We start from the raw sequence: 17,746 nt of genomic DNA, 5'->3' as shown, positions 1-17,746 counted from the left end.
GCGGTACGGAACACCTCGGGCACGAGTAGCGTGTGGTCCGCCGAGCCGGTCGACGGAAGGACACACGATGGAGTGGACGCTCGAAGTGGTCGTGGTACCGGTGTCCGATGTGGACCGCGCCAAGGCGTTCTACGCCGACCAGCTCGGGTTCACCGTCGACCACGACATGAAGATCGACGAGAACACGCGGCTGGTCCAGCTGACCCCGCCGGGTTCGGGCTGCTCGGTCGTGATCGGCAAGGGCACCGTGCCGGACATGCCACCGGGTTCGCTCAAGGGACTGCAGCTGGTCGTCAAGGACCTGCCGAAGGCCCACGCGATGCTCCTCGAGCGCGGCGTCGAAGCCGGCGACATCCAGGTCTTCGGCATGGGCACCTGGGACGGAAAGGCCGACCTGGACAACGTCGGATTCGTGCACTTCACCGACCCGGACGGCAACGCATGGGCGGTGCAGCAGATCTCATCGCGCCACTGACCGGCGGCGAACCGCTGAGCAGCGCGCCGATCACCGGCCGACCGGCAGCGGTGCGAGCTGGTCACCGTGGGCGAACCGAGGCCGGAGTTCCCGGCACCGGCGGCGAACCGGCACATCGGCGACCAGCGCGGGCAGCGCACTCGTCACCCGCGGCGAAGCGGCCGGCGCGTGGGGCCCGCGCGGCACCGGCTCGCCACCGCACCGGCTCGCCACCGCTGTGGCTAGTCGACGAGGGCGCCGCAGCTGACGTTGACCGTGGCTGCCGTCATCGTGCGGGCTCGGTCGGACGCGACGAATGCCGCGACCGCGCCGACGTCGGCCAAGGTGGCCGTGCGGCCGAGCATCGTCTTGCCCGCGATGCTGCTCTCGATGGCTTCCCGGCCCGGGAAGCCGGCCGGGAGCGTCTCGGGGATGCCGCCCGTCCGGAGCGTCACCGTCCGGATCCCGTGCGGGCCCAGCTCGGCGGCGAGCTGGCGGCGCATCGCTTCGAGCGCGTGGAACGCCACCTGCAGCCCGCCGACGGCGAACTCGCGTACGGGCTCGGCCGCGCCACCGAACAGGAGGATCACACCGGACCGTTTTCCGATCATGTGCCGGGCCGCCGCGCGGGCGGTCAGGAACTGGGTGCGCACCGCAGTCACGACCGGCCGTTCGTAGTCCGCGAGCGACATGTCGACCAGCGGCGTGCCCTGGACGTCGCCGTGGGCGATGAGGTTGAACGAGATGTCGATGCCCCCCTGGGCGGCGACCGCGTCCGCGTGCTCGTCGACCGCGTGCTCGTCGAGGGCGTCGACCTGCGCCGTCTCGGCCGAGCCACCGGCCGCTCGGATGCGGTCGGCGAGCTCGTCCAGCCGGGCGCGCGTGCGGCCGGCGAGGAAGACCCTCGCCCCCTCCTCCGCGAAGGTGGTGGCGACGGCCGCGCCGATCCGGCCGGCCGCGCCGTAGATGACCGCGTTCTTGCCTTCGAGCAACGTCATGAGTCCTCCGATGTCCGGGTCCGTTCATCGGAGCGTCGAACGGGCGCGCCCGAAATCGACACGAGGCACTCAGGCCGGCTCACCGATCAGGCAGGCAGCTTGTTCGGCAGGATCGCGTGTCCGTGGATTTCCTTCGCGACCAGGTACTTCAACGCCGTGTCGCTGAGCTCCGGCGGGACCAGCTGCTGCATCTCGACCTCGATGCCGCCCACTTCGAGCGCGTATACTTTGGCCGGGTTGTTGGTCAGCAGGGTGACTTTGGCGAGACCGAGCTGCTTCAGCAAGGCGGCAGCGTCCTCATAGGAGCGAGTGTCGGCCTTGTAGCCCAGAGCCGCGTAGCTGGCGAACGTGTCGAGGTCTTCCTTCTGCGACAGCTGGAGCCCCTTGGCCTTGGCCACCAGGCCGGCCCCGCGGCCCTCCTGGTCCAGGTAGACCAGCACGCCGGAGCCGTGCTCGCGGATGATGCGCCGGGACTCGCGCAGCTGCCACAGGCAGTCGCAATCGGTCGACTCGAAGACTTCGCCGTAGAGGCAACGGGAATGGACCCGGACCGGACAGCCGTCGGACGGCTCGCCGTACACCGCCGCGCACGGTGGGTTCGCCCGGTCCGCTTCGGCTTCCAGGACGACTGCGCGGAACGCCCCGTCGGCGCCCTCCAGCTGGTGCATCACTGCTCCGGTCACGGATTCTCCAGGATTCGGTCGGTCTCGAGGGTGCGCTCGACCTCGTCGCGGCCCGGCATGGACTCGGCGATCTCGTCGAGCGAAGGATTGGTCGCCATCGCCGCGATCGCCCATCGCAGGGCTTCTTCGCGGCTGCGGCCGGCACCCTCTTGAATGAGTTTTTGGATGAGCGCCGCCGAAAAAGCTTCACGAACGCCCGGTGCGTCGTCGAGCGGAACCGGCGGACCCTCGATGTCTTGGGAAATCACGCTCGATCGGATCTTACAACCGAAGCTCTCGATGACGCACACGGCGCCTACCCCCAGGGACAACAGGGATCGGGCCAGGTCGTCAACGGTACGCGGACCGTCCGGATCGGACAACAGCCTGCGCAGCTCGCCTTCCCGGCCGACGAGGTAGTCCACCCCGCGAAGGAGCCGGTAGAGCTGCTGCGGGGTTTCTCGCGGTGGCGAAGCCTGCAGCAGCACCAAGGGCTTTTCCCGGCGCGTGGTGGCGACCGAAAGTGCCCACTTGATCGTTTCCATCGGCGGTTCCAGCGTGACCAGCACGGCGTCCGCCGCGGCCATCGCCTCCCGCACGCGTGGCGCGCGGAGGTCCTCTCTGGACAGCGAGACCTCGGTTTCGTTCGTCCAGCCGAGGTACCGGGTTTCCCCGGTCTGACCGACGAGCACCAGTGCACGCGGGTTGGCGACCCCCGGGGTCTCTTTGACGAGCTCGGTCGCCAGCCCTTCCTTGCGCATGAACTGCAGCAGGTCCTTGGCCTGGGAGTCACCGCCGATCGCGGTGACGAGCCGCGCGTCGAGACCCAGGCGGCGCCCGGCCACCGCGAGGTTGAGGCCCTTGCCGCCCGGATGCACGTCGAACGACTCCGCCTGGACGGCCTCGCCGACGCCGGGCCACTGCTCGGAGACGACGACGTGGTCGGTCACGGCGCTGCCCACCACCACGACGAAACCCACGGTTTGCCCGAGGGGTTCGACGTCGGCGGGCTCGGCGTCGTCGACACAGCGCTCGGCGAGCACGCCCAGCGTCCGGGCCTCGATCGTGCCGCGCAGGCTCCGGACCGTCGGTGACGGGTGCCCGGGCGTGACGCCGAGCAGCTCGTGCAAGGCCCCCCAGCCCTCCGCGAGCGCGCGGCGCCGCTCCCCCAGGTCGTCCGCGTACAGCCGCTCCACCTCGGGGCGGTCGCCCACGCGAGCCCGAAGGACGCCGAGGGCCAGCGCGGCGTCGGCGATCAGCAGGTCGGCGGGTTCGAGCGCCGCGACGACCGACGTCACGACGTGGACGATCGCCTCGCCCTCGGACACCCCGGTCTCGCGGATGTGACGGCGGACGGCGGGAAGTTCGGCGAGCAGGCGGACGTCGACCTCGGTGGCGTCGAGGCGCTCGACAGTGAGCCCGCTGCGTGTCCTCAGCTTGAGGAAGACGCTTCGGACGCCTTCGACGTTGGCGTCGTACCTCGCCATCGCCCCAGCCTACCCTTCACTCGGCACTTGCCTTCTCCCGGTCGGCACTTGCTCGAAAGATCCGGCACCGCCTCGGCGGACCCTGGCAGCCGACCTTCCATTGTTGCTCCTTAGCACTTGAGCCTCGCGCGAAGTTACGCCGTTCGGCGCGTTTGACTGCGGCATCCGGATCTCGGATGTCGGTGGAACGGGCGCTTCCCGGCGTCGAGCAGGGAAACCCCTGCTGACGACATCGTTTTGTCAATTGACATTGTTACGAGGCAAATGACAACCTGAAGGTGCTCATGGACCCTCGGGAGGTCGTCATGCAGCCGCGAAACCCCCGGCCGGCGCGAGCAGCTCGGCCCTCGAACACCCTGCTGGGCCTGCGTGGCGCGGCGTCTCCACGTGTCAGCGTCAGGCGCGCGGCATTTGCCGGAGCGATTGCCGTCGGCCTCGGGCTGGGCGGCTGCGCACTGCCGACGCGCGCCGTGGTCCCGACCGGGGGCGACCGGGTGGTGGTCGTCGTCAGCGGGACGGCCAACGAGCCGCGGCCCGCCGTCACCGACGCTGTCCGCTCGGTGCTGCGCGACGTCGCGAACAGCGGAAACGTCTCCCAGCAGGGTTCGGGCAAGAGCAGCGTCGTGCTGGTGTCGGCCGCGGACGGCGGCGATCAGCGCTCGATCGTGCTCACCCCGCGGCGGGCCGACGGGTCGCTGGAGCACGGCCTTTCCCGGCCGTCGCTGATCGACCGGAACGTCACGAGCGCGATCGACGCGATCGGCGCCACCGCGGCGCACAAGAGCGGGCTCGACCTGCTCTCCGGGATCACCGACGCCGTCCGCGGCCTCCCGGCCGGGACGCTCGTGGTCGAGAGCAGCGGCCTGAGCACCAGTGGTGCTTTCGACCTGCGGCAGGTCGGGTGGGCGGCCGACCCCGCCGGCATCGCCGCGCGGCTGGCCGCCGCCGGGCAGGTGCCGCGGCTGGACGGCTGGCGCGTGCTCTTCGCCGGGCTCGGTTCGGTGGCCGGCGCCCAGCCGCCGCTGCCGTCGCCGGCCCGCGACCGGCTGGCCGCGTACTGGCAGGCGATCTGCCGGGCCGCCCACGCGGCGGCGTGCGACGTCGACCAGAGCCGGGTCCCGGCCGAGCCGTCACGGGCCACCGTGGCGACACCGGTCGTGCCGGTACCCGGGGTGACGTCGGTGACCGGCCCGCGCGGCGAGGTCACCACCACGGTTTCGGACACCGCGCTCGGCTTCGCCGGGGACTCCGCGGTGCTTTCCGAATCGGCCCGCGACCTGCTGAGGTCGCTCGCGGGCAGCATCACGGCCGGCGCGTCACGAGCGCCGGTCACCGTCCGCGGCTTCGCGGCCGACCCGCCGGGGTCGACCGACGCGGGGCGGCGGGAACTGGCGGAGCAGCGAGCGCGTGCCGTCGCCGGCGCGCTCACCGAGGCCGGGGTGACCCAGCGGGTCGACGCCTCCGGCACCGGCACCCAGCCCGGGGTCACCGCGATGACCGGCGGGCGGTTCGACGAAGCGGCGGCGACCCGGATGAGGCGGGTGGAGATCACGTACCAGGGCCCCGGCCCGAGCTCGTAGGAAGACCAGGAGGCACGGCCATGACCAGCACCGACCAAACGCGCAACCTCCCCCTGCCCCAGCCGCGGCCCCGCCGGGAAACCCCCGCCGGCGACCTGCTCCTGGCGCGGGTGCAGGAGCTGAACTACCGCTCCGCCCGGGCGATGGAGGGCCACGTGGTGGGCCCGCACGGCCAGAACCTGACCGTCGGCGAGGCCCAGGCCCGCGCCGAGCTGATCGACCGGCTGATCGAGCTGGAGCAGCTCCGCGGCAGCCAGCGCCACCGGCGCGTCGGCAAGCTGACCCGGCTGCTCACCCTGCTCACGGTCACCGTGGTCGACCTGCCGATCATGCTGTGGCTGGCGAGTTCGGTGTTCAACGTCGACTGGAGCGACCCGCTGGGGCTGCCGCTGGCGATCAGCGTGGTCATCTCGGTGCTGGCCACCGGCGGCGCGGCGACCGCGCTGCACCACCTGGGCCACAACCAGCGTCAGCACAAGAACGCCAAGCGCCAGCTGGACTGGGCGAAACTGTCGGCCGGCTCGAAGCTCAGCCTGGCCACGGTCGGGCTGCTCGTGGGGTTGATGGGAGTGGTGATGTTCCTCCGGGTGTACACCGAGGGCGTGCTGTCCGGGATGAACGACCTCGCGGTGCTGATGGCGGTGCTGGTCGCACTGGTGATGGTGATCTCGGCGACGCTGGTGTTCTGGACGGCCTTCCGCGACGGCTCGCTGGAGCAGGACGACCTGCGCCACTACAGCGAATGCGTGCGGCCGTTCCTCGCGGCGAAGAGAGCGTACGAGGACGAGGCCCACGAGCTGAGCTGCCAGTACGACTTGCTGCGGCGCCAGGCGGGACGCGGGGATTCCGGCGCCGAGTGACCCCGGGCCGAGCGAGTTGTCCACAGGGCTGTTCGCTTGTGGACAACTTCGCCCGGGGAGCGGCTTCCGGACGGTTTCATCGACGGGAACCGATAGACTGGACTGGGGACGCCCCCCGGAGAGGGTGGGGGCTGCGGCAAGGTCGCGCCCGGACTCCGGGCACGCAGGTCCGCCCGCCGCCCGAGTCCCCGGCCCGCCCTCCTTCACCGCTGCGACGCTGGTTGCCGAGGCCTGCCACGCTGCGGAAGGTCGCGAATGACTCATTGGAGACCTCGCACGTCCCGAATGAGTCATTCGCGACACCCGGCCGGCAGCTCACAGCGCCACTTCCGCCACGGAGCACCGCGGCAGCGATCGACTTTGCCGGAACCCCGCCGGAGAGGGCGGGGGTTCCAGCAAAGTCGCTTTCAGATGCGTTCCACTCAGACCTCCCCCACCGCCCCGATACGAAGCCAGAACACGGCCGGCACTGCCGTCCGTAGTCACAATCCGGCTTCGGGGTGGTGAGCCACTCGCGGCTGCCGTATGGGGACTACTAGCGTCCTCCGTACGCGCCGCCGTTCACGTGGACGACCTGGCCCGTGATGTGGCCCGCGCCCGGCGCGGCCAGGAACTCGACCGTCTCCGCCACCTCCTCCGGGCGGCCGGCGCGCTTGTTCAGCGCCACCGAGATCCGCGAGCTCAGCCACTCTTCCGTCAGCGTGCCGTGGAAGAACTCCGTTTCGAGGATGACGCCCGGCGCCACTACGTTCGCCGAACCGGACGCGCCGAGCTGGCGGGCCAGGTCCGTGTTCCACGCCTCGATCGCCGCCTTCGCCGCGCCGTACGAGCCTGAGCCCTGTTTCGCCGCGACAGAGCCGAGAGTCACCACCCGCACGTTGTCCGCGAAGCGCGGCTTCAACGCGGTCGTCACCAAGACGGCCGAAAGCACGTTCGCGTCGAAGTTCGCGTGCCATGCGTCGGCGAGGCCCTGCAGGTCGCCCGGTGCCGGGGCTTCGCGGACCCGGTCGGTGTTGCCGCCCGCGTTGTTGACCAGGACGTCCACCCGCGACGGCAGCTCCGCCAGCGCCGCCTGCACCGCCGCCGGGTCGCTCGCGTCGAAAGCCACCGCCCGCGCGCCGATCTTCTCCGCCGCCGCTTCGAGCACGTCCTTGCGGCGGCCCGTGACGGTGACCCGCTCGCCCGCCGCCGCGAACCGGGCGGCGATCGCCAGCCCGATGCCCGTGCCGCCTCCGGTGACCACGATTTCCCGCTGTTCGCTCATGCCGCCATCTTCGCGGAGGAAAGCGTTTACTCGCGCGGTTTTCCCGGCGAGCGGGACACGAAATCCCGGTTTGTTAGGAAAGTTTACAAATAGGGGTTGACGGCGAGACCCCGCCCGGCGAACCTGGACGGACGCCGCAGTCATCGTCCCCCTTCCCCACGGAGGCAGCATGACCCGGCGCGCACTCGTGCTCGTGGTGACCCTGTTCCTGGCGCTCGCCGGCGGGCCGGCGGCGAGCGCGGCCACCACGCAGCCCACCTTCCTCACCTTCTACGGCTGGTGGGACAACACCCCGCCCGGCGGCGACATCTCCTACCCGCAGATCCACGGCACGGCGGGCGGCAAGGGCACCTACGCCGACCCGATCACCTTCGCCACCAGCCGCGACGAACTCAAGCCCGGCACCAAGGTCTGGGTGCCACGGGTGAAGAAGTACTTCATCATGGAGGACGGCTGCGACGAGTGTTCCGACGACTGGAACGGCCACGGCCCGAACGGCGGTCCCGGCCTGCGGCACATCGACCTCTGGCTCGGCGGCAAGGGCGGCAGCGCCTTCGACGCCATCGACTGCGAAGACGCGCTCACCCACTACAACCCCGACAACACGCCGGTCATGGAACCGGTCGTCGTCGACCCGCCGTCGAACGAGCCGTACGACGCGACGCCGATCTTCGACGCCAGTACCGGTGCGTGCTACGGCGGCGCGAAGCCGAACACCACGGTCGGCCAGTACCGCAACAACTCCACCGGCACCTGCCTCGAAGCCCCGAGCAGCGGCACCACGCTGAAAGTGGCCGCCTGCTCCGGAAGTGACGCGCAGCAGTTCACCTTCCACGGCGCTTTCCTCGTCATCAACGACAAGTGCGCGGGCATCTCCGGCAGCTCGATCGTGCTCCAGACCTGCACCGGCGGCCCGGCCCAGCAGTGGTCGATCAACCCCGACGGCACCATCTCCGACATCCAGACCAGCAGCAAGTGCTTCCGCGCCTCGGGCACCACGCTCACCGCGGGCAGCTGCTCCGGCACCGCCGCCCGCTGGACGTTCACCGCGGCCGGCACGCCGGGCCTCAGCGTGACGCCTTCGTCGGTGTCGGTCGCGCCGGGTGCCTCGGCGACGGCCACCGTGACCTCTGCCGAGTCCGTGACGCTCTCCGCGAGCGGTGCGCCCGCGGGCGTGACCGTGTCCTTCTCCCCCGCGTCCGTGCCCGCCGGCGGTACCTCGACCGTCACGGTCGCGGCCGCCACGACGGCGTCTCCCGGCTCCGCGACGATCACCCTCACCGGCGGCACGAAGACGGCGTCGCTGGCCGTCACGGTGACCGGCGGTCCGGAAACCCTGCTGTCGCAGGGCAAGGCCGCGACGGCGTCGTCCACCGAGTCGTCGTCCTACCCGGCGAGCGCGGCCGTGGACGGGAACCTGACGAGCACACGGTGGGCGTCCAAAGAGGGCGCCGACCCGCAGTGGCTGCGCGTCGACCTCGGCGCGACCGCTTCGATCTCGCACGTCAAGCTGACCTGGGAAGCCGCGTACGGCAAGGGGTACAGCATCCAGACCTCCGCCGACGGCACGAACTGGACGACCATCTACACCACCACGACCGGCAACGGCGGCACCGACGACCTCACCGGCCTGGCGGGCACCGGCCGGTACGTCCGGATGAACGGCGCCACCCGTGGCACGTCGTACGGCTACTCGCTGTACGAGCTGCAGGTGTTCGGCACGGCCTGAGTTGCCGGACCGGCAACGAAGTTTGCCCTCTCGGGGACGTCGTCCGCATGCTCGGAGGACGTCCCCGAGGAGGAACCATGCCCCACGACCACCCGATGACCGTCGACGCCATGCTCAAGCAGGACTTCTGGGAAGCGCTGTACCAGCGCGACGAGCACCGGATCTGGAGCGGGAACGTCAACGTCAACCTGCGCACCGAGGTCGAAGGCATGAAGCCCGGGCACGCGCTCGACCTCGGCTGCGGCGAGGGCGGCGACGCGATCTGGCTCGCGAAGCACGGCTGGACGGTCGACGGCGTCGACATCTCGACCACCGCGCTCGCCCGCGCGGAAGAAGCCGGTGCCGAGGCGGGCGTGACGGTGAACTGGCTGCACCGCGACATCCTCGAGTGGCGGCCGGAAGCGCAGTACGACCTGGTCTCGGCGCAGTACGTGCACCTGCCGCCGAACCTGCGCCGCGACGTCTTCACGGCGGCCGCGGCGGCGATCCGGCCCGGCGGCTCGCTCCTGGTCGTCGGGCACTCGCCGAAGGCGATGCGGGAGTTCGACGGCCAGAAGCCGCCGGAGGAGCTGTACTTCGAGCCCGAGGAGATCACCACCTACCTCGGTGACGCCTGGCAGTGGGTGGTCGAGACGTGCGAGACGCGCGGCGAAGGCCACCACACCGACGCCGTCTACCGCGCGAAGCGGCTGGAGGCCTAGAAGAAGCGAAGGCCGCTCACCTCCCCCGACGGAGGTGAGCGGCCTTCGCGGATTTCAGGCGAGCTCGAGGCCGTAAGCCTGAAGTTCGAGGGTCAGCGGGTAGAAGTAGCTGGTCACGGTGTCGCCGCCGGACAGCGTGCCCAGGCCCTTCGAGCCGTCGTACGCCGGGCCGCCGGAGTCGCCGTGGTCCGTGTGCGCGGTGGTGCCGAACTCGTGGTTGAGCACGCCGACGTCGAAGTTGACCGACTCGTCGACCGACGTCACTTCACCGCTGCCGCCGCCGGTGGTCGAGCCCTGCTTCTGCATCTGCTCGCCGACGGTCGGCGTCGCCGCACTGGTGATCGGCTGACCGGTGTTGATCTCGCCAGGGCCGGTGCCGTTCGGGCGGGTCAGCAGGCCGGAGTCGGCGCCGGGGCAGTCGCTTTCGACGACCTGCGCGCCGGAGACGTCACCGCCGGACCAGGTGCCGCCGAGGTTGGTGCAGTGGCCCGCGGTGAGCAGGAACGGCGAGCCGCCGCGCGTCACGTTGAAGCCCAGCGAGCAGCGGCCCTGGCTGTTCTGGATCGCGTCGCCGTCGGCGATGTACAGCGAAAGCTTGCCGGTGCGGTGTTCGACGCGGACGCTGTCGCCGTACTTCGCGGCGGCCGCGGAGACCTTGTCGGCGGTCTCCTTGCTCGCCGCGTCGTAGACCTTCACGACGACCTGGTTGGTCTTCGTGTCGATGCCCCACGCGGTCTGCGGCACGTTCTTCACCGTGTCCAGCTGGTTCTTGACGCCGGTGAGCGCGGCGAAGGTGTGCTTGACCTTCTTCGCGGTGAAGCCGGCCGCCTCGACCTGCCGCATCGCGGCGTCGTCGACGACGTTCACGACGGCCTTGCCGTTCTCGAGGTAGATGCCGCCGGAAGCGGCGCCGAGCGCGTTCGCCACCTGGGTGGCGCCGGTGATCGCGCGGGCCTGCAGCTCCGCGAAGGCCAAGGGGGACGCGGTGGCGGCCGAAACGCCAACACCGCTGGTCAGCGCCACTGCCGACAAGACGGCGAAGGTCTTGAGAGCGGTCTTCCGGGGAGTCATCAACTTCCTCCAGGGTTGCCGTTGAAGTCTGTGCCGACACTTTCGTTGCCGGGCAACCAACGCACCACCGACGAAGGTTGGTTAATAACCAATAGAACCGGACATACCTCTCAGAACACCCCGAACGGCGTAGCGCGTCTCCCCTTTCGGCCTACTCACGCGGCCAGCGGACGTGCTCCTCGTACCCCGGGTTCTTCCGCAGGTACCCGGCGATGAACGGGCAGACCGGCACGATGGTCCCGCCCTGAGTGACGACGTCGTCGAGCGCGCCCGCCGCCAGGACCTTGCCCAGCCCCTGGCCGGAGAAGGCGTCGTCGATCTCGGTGTGGGTGAACACCGTGAGATCGCCGCGCCGGTCGTACTGCGCGATCCCGGCCAGCTTCTCCCCCGCCCACAGCTCGTAGCGGTCCTCGTCCGGGTTGTCGACCACCCGGGTCTCGTCGGTCATCGGCTCTCCTTCGTCTGGTACGTCCACCATCGTGCGACGCCGGGCCGCCGCGTGCTGACCGGGCCGTGAACCACGCTGGGCCGGGCGGGCGATGCACCCGGCCCGTTCGTGTGCATCCGGCCTGCTTCCCTTGGCGGGCGCCGGCTTCCTTTGGTTGCCTCACGGGGTGCCTCAGCAACCGTTCGTCCTCCCCGAGTTCTACATGCCCTACCCGGCGCGCCTGAACCCGCACCTGGAGGGCGCGCGCGAGCACAGCAAGGCGTGGGCGCGCGGGATGGAGATGATCGACGTGCCGCAGCACGGCACGGTGATCTGGACCGAGCACGACCTCGACTCCCACGACTACGCGCTGCTCTGCGCCTACACCCACCCCGACGCCGGCGCCGAAGAGCTCGACCTGATCACCGACTGGTACGTCTGGGTGTTCTACTTCGACGACCACTTCCTCGAGCTGTACAAGCGCACCGGCGACATCGACAGCGCGCGGACCTACCTCGACCGGCTCGCCCTGTTCATGCCCGCCGAGGGCGAAATCACGGCGACGCCGGAAAACCCGGTCGAGCGCGGCCTCACCGACCTGTGGAACCGGACGGTCCCGCACCGCTCGGCGGGGTGGCGGCGCCGGTTCGTCGAGAGCACGAAGGCGCTGCTGGACGAGTCGCTGTGGGAGCTGGCGAACATCAACGAAGGCCGGCTCGCGAACCCCATCGAGTACGTCGAGATGCGGCGGAAGGTCGGTGGCGCGCCGTGGTCGGCGAACCTCGTCGAGCACTCGGTGCACGCCGAGGTGCCCGACGAGATCGCCGCGTCGCGCCCGATGGAGGTCCTGCGCGACTGCTTCGCCGACAGCGTCCACCTGCGCAACGACCTGTTCTCCTACCAGCGCGAGGTCCAGGACGAGGGCGAGCTGTCCAACGGCGTGCTCGTGTTCGAGGAGTTCCTCGGGCTCACCACCCAGCAGGCGGCCGACGCGGTCAACGACCTGATCACCTCGCGGCTGCACCAGTTCGAGCACACCGCCCTCACCGAAGTGCCCGCGCTGTTCGACGAGCACGGCGTCGACCCGGCCGCGCGCGCGGCGACGTTCGCCTACGTCAAGGGCCTGCAGGACTGGCAGTCCGGCGGGCACGAATGGCACCTGCGGTCCAGCCGGTACATGAACGAGGGCGCCCTGGCCGGCCGCGGCGACACCTCGGACCTCGGGATGTCCGCGGCCCGGATCTTCTCCTCGGTGCTCGCCACGGCGCCGCAACGGCTGCGTGCCTACAGCTCGACGCCGTTCCGCGCGGTCGACGTCCCACGGCCGTCCGTCGACGTGCCCTTCCCGCTGCGGCTCAGCCCGCACCTGGGCACGTGCCGGGCGCGCAACGTCGACTGGGCGCGGCGCGTGGGCTTCCTCGACGGCGTGGTCTGGGACGAGCGGAAGCTGCGCGCCGCCGACCTGGCGCTGTGCGCGGCGGGCATCCACCCGGACGCGACGGCCGACGGCCTCGACGTCACCTGCGACTGGCTGACCTGGGGCACCTACGCCGACGACTACTACCCGCTGGTGTTCGGCGCGACCCGCGACCTGGCCGCGGCGAAGGCGTGCAACGCGCGCCTGTCGGCGTTCATGCCGGTGGACGACTCGCCGATGCCCGCACCCACGACCGCGCTGGAGGCCGGGCTGGCCGACCTGTGGCCACGGACGACGGCACACATGACGCCCGAGAACCGGCGCGCAGTGCGCCGCGCGGTCGACTCGATGACGTCGAGCTGGCTCTGGGAAATGGCGAACCAAGCGCAGAACCGGATCCCGGACCCGATCGACTACGTCGAGATGCGGCGCCGGACGTTCGGCTCGGACCTCACGATGAGCCTGTCCCGGTTCTCGCACGGCCGCTCGGTGCCGCCCGAGCTGTACCGCACCCGGCCGGTGCAGGCGATCGAACACTCGGCCACGGACATCGCTTGCCTGATCAACGACCTGTACTCCTACCGCAAGGAGATCCAGTACGAAGGCGAGCTCCACAACGCCGTGCTGGTGGTGCGGAACTTCCTCGACTGCCCGGAGGAACGCGCGTTCGCGGTGGTCACCGACCTGGTGCACGCCCGGCTGGCGGAGTTCGAGCACGCGGCGGCGATCGAGCTGCCCGCGCTGTTCCGCGACTACGACGTCGCCTCGGACGTGCAGGAGATGCTGCTCGGGTACGTCGGCGAGTTCCGCGACTGGATGGCCGGGATCCTGAACTGGCACGAGAACGTGGGCCGCTACACGGAGACGGAGCTGCGGTACCACCCGGTGGCCGGGGCCGTGTTCGGCGGGCCGACCGGGATCGGGACGTCCTCGCTGCGGATCTCGTCCCTGCTGCCCGCCGCACGGGCGTGATCAGAGCGCCGACACGCGTGATTGAGCGGTCGACACGCGTGATTGAAGGGTCGACACGGCGAGGACGTCGGCCGTGCGGCGTGTCGACCTTGGAATCACGTGTGTCGACCCTGGGATCACGTGTGTCGGCTCTCTGAGCACGTTCGGCGTTGCCCCGGCCACTCCGCCGGGCGTCCGGGTCCGGCGGAGGCGATACTCGACGGTGTGAGCGGCTTCAACCTGCGTTTCCTCGGCCATTCGACCGTCCGGCTCGAACTCGGCGGCCGGGTCGTGCTCACCGATCCCGTGCTCACCGCGCGGGTCGGCGGGCTGGTCCGCGTCGTTCCCCCGCCACCGCCGGAAAGCTACGCCGACGTCGATCTCGTGCTGCTCTCGCACCTGCACGGGGACCACCTGCACCTGCCGTCGCTGCGGCTGCTCGGCGCCCGCACCCGGATCGTCGTCCCGCGCGGGGCGGGGAGCTGGCTCGCCGGGAAGGGCTTCGAGCGCGTCGAAGAGATCGCGCCCGGCGAGACGCTCACCGATGGCGAACTGACCGTCACGGCCACCGAAGCCGTCCACTCCGGGCACCGGTGGGGGCCGCGGCTCACCCACGGCCCGCAGAGTCCCGCGATCGGGCACCTGATCCGGAGCGCGGACACGAGCGTCTACAACGCCGGCGACACCGACCTCTTCGACGGCATGGGCGAGCTCGGCCCGGTCGACGTCGCCCTCCTGCCCGTCTGGGGCTGGGGACCGAACCTCGGCCCCGGGCACCTCGATCCGGCGCGGGCCGCGCGGGCCGCCGGGCTGACCGGAGCACGCGCCGCCGTGCCCGTGCACTGGGGCACGCTCGCCGTCCCCGGCCTGCGGCGCACCGCGCGGATGCGCAGGCTGCTCGCCGACCCGCCGCGGGTCTTCGCGGCCGAAGTCCGTGCTCGAAAAATCGCCACCGACGTGCTGTTCACCGAGCCCGGCGCCGACGTCGTGCTCCCCACGCCGACGGACCGCGCGTGAACTGGACGGACCCGGCCGCCCTCGGCTATCCGGCGGTGTTCGGCGGCGTGCTGCTCGGCTCGATCGTCCCGATCGTGCCCACCGGCGCGGTGGTCGGCGCCGCGGCCGCCGTCGCGACCAGCAGCGGTCAGCTGTCGCTGCCGCTGGTGATCGTCCTTTCCGTCCTCGGGGCCTACCTCGGCGACGTCGTCACGTTCGGGATCCCGCGGCTGGGCAGCGAAGCCGCGTTCCGCTGGATCAGCAGGCGCCAGCCCGCCGAACGGCTCGAGAAGGCCCGCGAGCAGTTCGCGCGCCGCGGCTGGCAGCTCGTCGTGGTCGGCAGGCTCGTCCCGGCCGGCCGGATCCCGGTGCTGCTCGCGGCGGCCGCGCTGAGCTACCCGTGGCGGCGCCTGCTGCCCGCCGCGCTCGTCGCCTGCGTCCTGTGGGCGACCGCGTACAGCCTGCTCGGCATCGTCAGCGGCGGCGTCTTCGATTCGCCGCTGATCGCGACGCTGCTGGCGACGGTCCTGGTCCTGCTGGTCACCGTGCTGACCAACCTGATCGCCCGGTGGCGCCGCAAGACCAAGGAGCGAGTGTGACGACGACCGCCCCGAAGGGGCGTCTGCTGCGCGGCGGCCGGGCCCTCGCCCGCATCCTGCTGGTGTGGGTGGCCGTGACCGGTGCGCTGCGCCTGCTCGACGTCCTCCTCCCCGGCTTCAGGATGACGCACTGGTGGCAACCGACGGTCTGTGCGCTGCTGCTCGGCCTGCTGGCCGGCGTCGGCTGGCCGCTGGTCATGCGGATCGCCTATCCGCTGGCGTTCTTCACGTTCGGCGGCTTCGGGTTCCTGCTGCTCGGCGCCGGGACGCTGGCCGTGTTCCGCACGGTGCCCGGGGTCGAGGTCGCGGGGTTCCGGACCGCGGTGATCGTCACGCTCGGCATGGCGGCCGTCGGGGCGCTCATCTCCAGCCTGCTCGCCATCGACGAAGACGAGATCTTCTTCCGCCGCGCCGCCCGGCGGAGGCGTCACCACGCTCCGGCGTCCGGCGACCTGCCTCCGGGCGTGCTGTTCCTGCAGATCGACGGCCTGGGCTTCGACACCGTCCGCCGCGCGGTCCGCGACGGCGACATGCCGACGTTCGCCGCCTGGCTCGCCGAGGGCAGCCACGCGCTGACGCCGTGGCACACCGACTGGAGCTCGCAGACCGGGGCGAGCGTCTGCGGCATCCTGCACGGCTCCAACCACGACATCCTCGGGTTCCGCTGGTACGAAAAGGACCGCGACCACGTGATGGCGTGCGCGCACCCGGCCGACGCGGCCGAGATCGAGCGGCGGCATTCGGACGGCCGCGGGTTGCTCGCGGGCGACGGCGCGAGCCGCGGCAACCTCTTCTCCGGCGACGCCGCCCACGTCAGCCTCACGATGAGCTCGATCCCGGTGCTGGTGCCGAAGAAACTGCTGCGCCGCCGCCGTGACCGCCTCGGCGCGGGCTACTACGCCTACTTCGCGAACCCGGTCAACGCGCTGCGCACGTTCGCCGTCGCCCTGGCCGACGTCTTCCGCGAGATCACCGCGTCGGTGCGCCAGCGCCGCGCCGGCGTCGTGCCCCGCGTCCCGCGCGGCGGCTGGTATCCCTTGGCGCGGCCGGGCACGACGGTGATCGCCCGCGACGTCGTCGTGTCCGCGATCCTCGGCGACATGCTGGCCGGGCGGCCGGTGGTGTACGCGGACTTCCTCGGCTACGACGAGGTCGCGCACCACTCCGGCATCGAGCGGTTCGACACGCTGTCGGTGCTGCGCTCGATCGACCAGCAGATCGCGCGGCTGCACCGGGCTTCGCGGCTCGCCCCGCGCCGCTACCACGTCGTCGCGCTGTCGGACCACGGCCAGACGCAGGGCCAGGCGTTTTCGCAGCGGTTCGGCGAGACGATCGAGGCGTACGTGGGCCGGCTGTGCGGCGGTTCTCCGTCTGCATTTGCCGGCAAGCGGCGGCAGGCCGAAAGCTGGCAGATCAACGCGGCCCTGGCCGAGGCGACGAAAGGCGGCGGCCTGATCGCGCGCCGGCTTCGCGCCCGGGTGGAGGACGCGGAGTGCGCCGAAGACCGCCCGCGCACGACGTCCGGCTCGCCGGGCGCGGTCACCCGCGTGGCGCCGGGCGTGGTCGTGGTCGTGTCGGGCCACATCGCGATGGTGTCGTTCACCGAGCACGGCGGCCGTGTCGAGCTGGAAACGATCGAGCGCGAGTTCCCGGACCTGCTGCCGTCCCTGGTGGACCACCCCGGCGTCGGGTTCCTGCTGGTCCGCAGCCGCGAGTTCGGCCCGGTGGTGCTGGGCCGCGACGGCCTCCACCGGCTGGCGACAGGCGTGGTGATCGGTGCGGACCCCCTGGAGCCGTACGGCCCGCACGCGGCGGACCTGATCCGGCGGGTGGACACGTTCCCGCACTGCGCGGATGTCATGATCAACAGCCGGTACGACCCGGGCTCGGACCAGGCGTCGCCGTTCGAGACGCACGTGGGCTCGCACGGCGGGCTGGGCGGGCCGCAGCAGCGCGGGTTCGTCGTGCACCCGCGTGAGCTGGCCTTCCCCGGCGAGGTCGTCGGGGCGGAGGCACTGCACCGGGTGTTCCGCGGCTGGCTGACGGAGCTGGGCCATCCCTCGAGGGAAACCCCTGTTACGGAGGTTGTTTCGTGAAGTTGACGGTGTACGGCGCGGACTGGTGCCCGGACGTGAAGCGCAGCCGCGCGCTGCTCGACCGCGAAGGCGTCGAATACTCCTATGTGGACGTCGAGGCGGACGCCGAAGCCGAGCGCCGGGTCCGCGAACTGCAGGACGGCGCGCGCCGCATCCCGACCATCGTGTGGGAGGACGGCACGTTCCTGGTCGAGCCGTCCGACGCCGAGCTGAGTTCGCGGCTGTGAAACTGCTGCGGGAGCTGCCGCTCGGGACGCGGGTCGTCGTCCGTTACCGAATCGAGGGCGGGTTCACCGACGCGCTCGGTGACCTGGTGGCGCGCGACGACGTCTCGTGCACGGTGGAGACCCGGCGCGGTCCGGTCGTCGTCGAGTTCTCCTCGGTCGCCCTCGCCAAGCCGGTGCCTCCGCCGCCGGTCCGGAAATCCGCTGGCGGTCCGCCGGCTGCTTTGTGA

Annotated in this window: 17 protein-coding genes; 11 read left to right on the top strand and 6 right to left on the bottom strand. The window is 71.1% G+C overall.

Going from position 1 to position 17,746, the window contains the following annotated elements:
• The first annotated feature begins 67 nt into the window (after window positions 1-67).
• On the top strand, window positions 68-475 hold the full coding sequence (locus tag AB0G28_RS16800) for a VOC family protein (RefSeq protein WP_361089121.1): 408 nt from the start codon (window positions 68-70) through the stop codon (window positions 473-475).
• A 221-nt stretch (window positions 476-696) separates the two neighbouring features.
• Here the strand turns inward: AB0G28_RS16800 and AB0G28_RS16795 are convergent, their stop codons facing one another.
• The 3 genes from AB0G28_RS16795 to AB0G28_RS16785 all read right to left on the bottom strand — a co-directional run bounded on the left by AB0G28_RS16795 (window position 697) and on the right by AB0G28_RS16785 (window position 3,601).
• Entirely contained in the window at window positions 697-1,452 is a 756-nt protein-coding gene (locus tag AB0G28_RS16795) for an SDR family oxidoreductase (RefSeq protein WP_361089119.1), read from the bottom strand.
• Between the two features lie 86 nt (window positions 1,453-1,538).
• Window positions 1,539-2,135: a GTP cyclohydrolase gene (locus tag AB0G28_RS16790; protein ID WP_361089117.1), complete on the bottom strand. Its 597-nt coding sequence runs from the start codon at window positions 2,133-2,135 to the stop codon at window positions 1,539-1,541.
• Window positions 2,132-3,601 (bottom strand): PfkB family carbohydrate kinase, encoded by a 1,470-nt coding sequence (locus AB0G28_RS16785; protein WP_361089115.1) that lies wholly within the window; start codon window positions 3,599-3,601, stop codon window positions 2,132-2,134. Before AB0G28_RS16785 ends, AB0G28_RS16790 begins: the two co-directional genes overlap by 4 nt.
• A gap of 470 nt (window positions 3,602-4,071) precedes the next feature.
• Between AB0G28_RS16785 and AB0G28_RS16780 the strand changes: the two genes are divergently transcribed.
• Window positions 4,072-5,181 carry an OmpA family protein gene (locus tag AB0G28_RS16780; RefSeq protein WP_361089113.1) on the top strand — a complete coding sequence of 370 codons (1,110 nt, stop codon included), beginning with the start codon at window positions 4,072-4,074 and terminating at the stop codon, window positions 5,179-5,181.
• Window positions 5,182-5,201: 20 nt separating this feature from the next.
• Window positions 5,202-6,041: a hypothetical protein gene (locus AB0G28_RS16775; protein WP_361089111.1), complete on the top strand. Its 840-nt coding sequence runs from the start codon at window positions 5,202-5,204 to the stop codon at window positions 6,039-6,041.
• Window positions 6,042-6,576: 535 nt separating this feature from the next.
• On the opposite strand, the gene AB0G28_RS16770 is transcribed toward AB0G28_RS16775, so the two are convergent.
• Window positions 6,577-7,305 carry an SDR family oxidoreductase gene (locus tag AB0G28_RS16770; protein ID WP_361089109.1) on the bottom strand — a complete coding sequence of 243 codons (729 nt, stop codon included), beginning with the start codon at window positions 7,303-7,305 and terminating at the stop codon, window positions 6,577-6,579.
• Between the two features lie 169 nt (window positions 7,306-7,474).
• Here AB0G28_RS16770 and AB0G28_RS16765 point away from each other — a divergent pair, with 169 nt between their 5' ends.
• Both AB0G28_RS16765 and AB0G28_RS16760 read left to right on the top strand, forming a co-directional pair.
• Window positions 7,475-9,034: a discoidin domain-containing protein gene (locus AB0G28_RS16765; protein ID WP_361089107.1), complete on the top strand. Its 1,560-nt coding sequence runs from the start codon at window positions 7,475-7,477 to the stop codon at window positions 9,032-9,034.
• A gap of 77 nt (window positions 9,035-9,111) precedes the next feature.
• Complete coding sequence (locus tag AB0G28_RS16760) at window positions 9,112-9,735, top strand: methyltransferase domain-containing protein (protein WP_361089105.1); 624 nt, start codon at window positions 9,112-9,114, stop codon at window positions 9,733-9,735.
• A 54-nt stretch (window positions 9,736-9,789) separates the two neighbouring features.
• Here AB0G28_RS16760 and AB0G28_RS16755 read toward each other — a convergent pair whose 3' ends face one another.
• Both AB0G28_RS16755 and AB0G28_RS16750 read right to left on the bottom strand, forming a co-directional pair.
• The gene (locus tag AB0G28_RS16755; RefSeq protein ID WP_361089103.1) at window positions 9,790-10,806 is read right to left on the bottom strand and encodes a S1 family peptidase; all 1,017 of its coding nucleotides are present in this window, start codon (window positions 10,804-10,806) and stop codon (window positions 9,790-9,792) included.
• Between the two features lie 151 nt (window positions 10,807-10,957).
• A complete protein-coding gene (locus AB0G28_RS16750; protein ID WP_361089101.1) occupies window positions 10,958-11,254 on the bottom strand; it encodes a GNAT family N-acetyltransferase in 297 nt (98 codons plus the stop codon).
• 202 nt (window positions 11,255-11,456) lie between these two features.
• On the opposite strand from AB0G28_RS16750, the gene AB0G28_RS16745 reads away from it, so the two are divergent.
• The 6 genes from AB0G28_RS16745 (at window position 11,457) to AB0G28_RS16720 (ending at window position 17,746) form a co-directional block, all read left to right on the top strand.
• Window positions 11,457-13,622, top strand: coding sequence for a germacradienol/geosmin synthase (locus AB0G28_RS16745; RefSeq protein ID WP_361089205.1), 2,166 nt, complete (start codon window positions 11,457-11,459; stop codon window positions 13,620-13,622).
• Between the two features lie 204 nt (window positions 13,623-13,826).
• Entirely contained in the window at window positions 13,827-14,618 is a 792-nt protein-coding gene (locus AB0G28_RS16740) for an MBL fold metallo-hydrolase (RefSeq protein ID WP_361089099.1), read from the top strand.
• Entirely contained in the window at window positions 14,615-15,196 is a 582-nt protein-coding gene (locus tag AB0G28_RS16735; RefSeq protein ID WP_361089097.1) for a VTT domain-containing protein, read from the top strand. Before AB0G28_RS16740 ends, AB0G28_RS16735 begins: the two co-directional genes overlap by 4 nt.
• On the top strand, window positions 15,193-17,292 hold the full coding sequence (locus AB0G28_RS16730; RefSeq protein ID WP_361089095.1) for a phage holin family protein: 2,100 nt from the start codon (window positions 15,193-15,195) through the stop codon (window positions 17,290-17,292). The genes AB0G28_RS16735 and AB0G28_RS16730 overlap by 4 nt, the downstream gene beginning before the upstream one ends.
• Complete coding sequence (locus AB0G28_RS16725; RefSeq protein WP_361089093.1) at window positions 17,289-17,519, top strand: glutaredoxin domain-containing protein; 231 nt, start codon at window positions 17,289-17,291, stop codon at window positions 17,517-17,519. Before AB0G28_RS16730 ends, AB0G28_RS16725 begins: the two co-directional genes overlap by 4 nt.
• The gene (locus AB0G28_RS16720) at window positions 17,516-17,746 is read left to right on the top strand and encodes a ferrous iron transport protein A (protein ID WP_361089091.1); all 231 of its coding nucleotides are present in this window, start codon (window positions 17,516-17,518) and stop codon (window positions 17,744-17,746) included. Before AB0G28_RS16725 ends, AB0G28_RS16720 begins: the two co-directional genes overlap by 4 nt.

Origin of the sequence: Amycolatopsis sp. NPDC021455 (assembly GCF_040640995.1) — a bacterium.
In the GTDB taxonomy this organism is placed as follows: Bacteria; Actinomycetota; Actinomycetes; order Mycobacteriales; family Pseudonocardiaceae; genus Amycolatopsis.
This window is presented reverse-complemented; position numbering and strand designations above follow the sequence as displayed.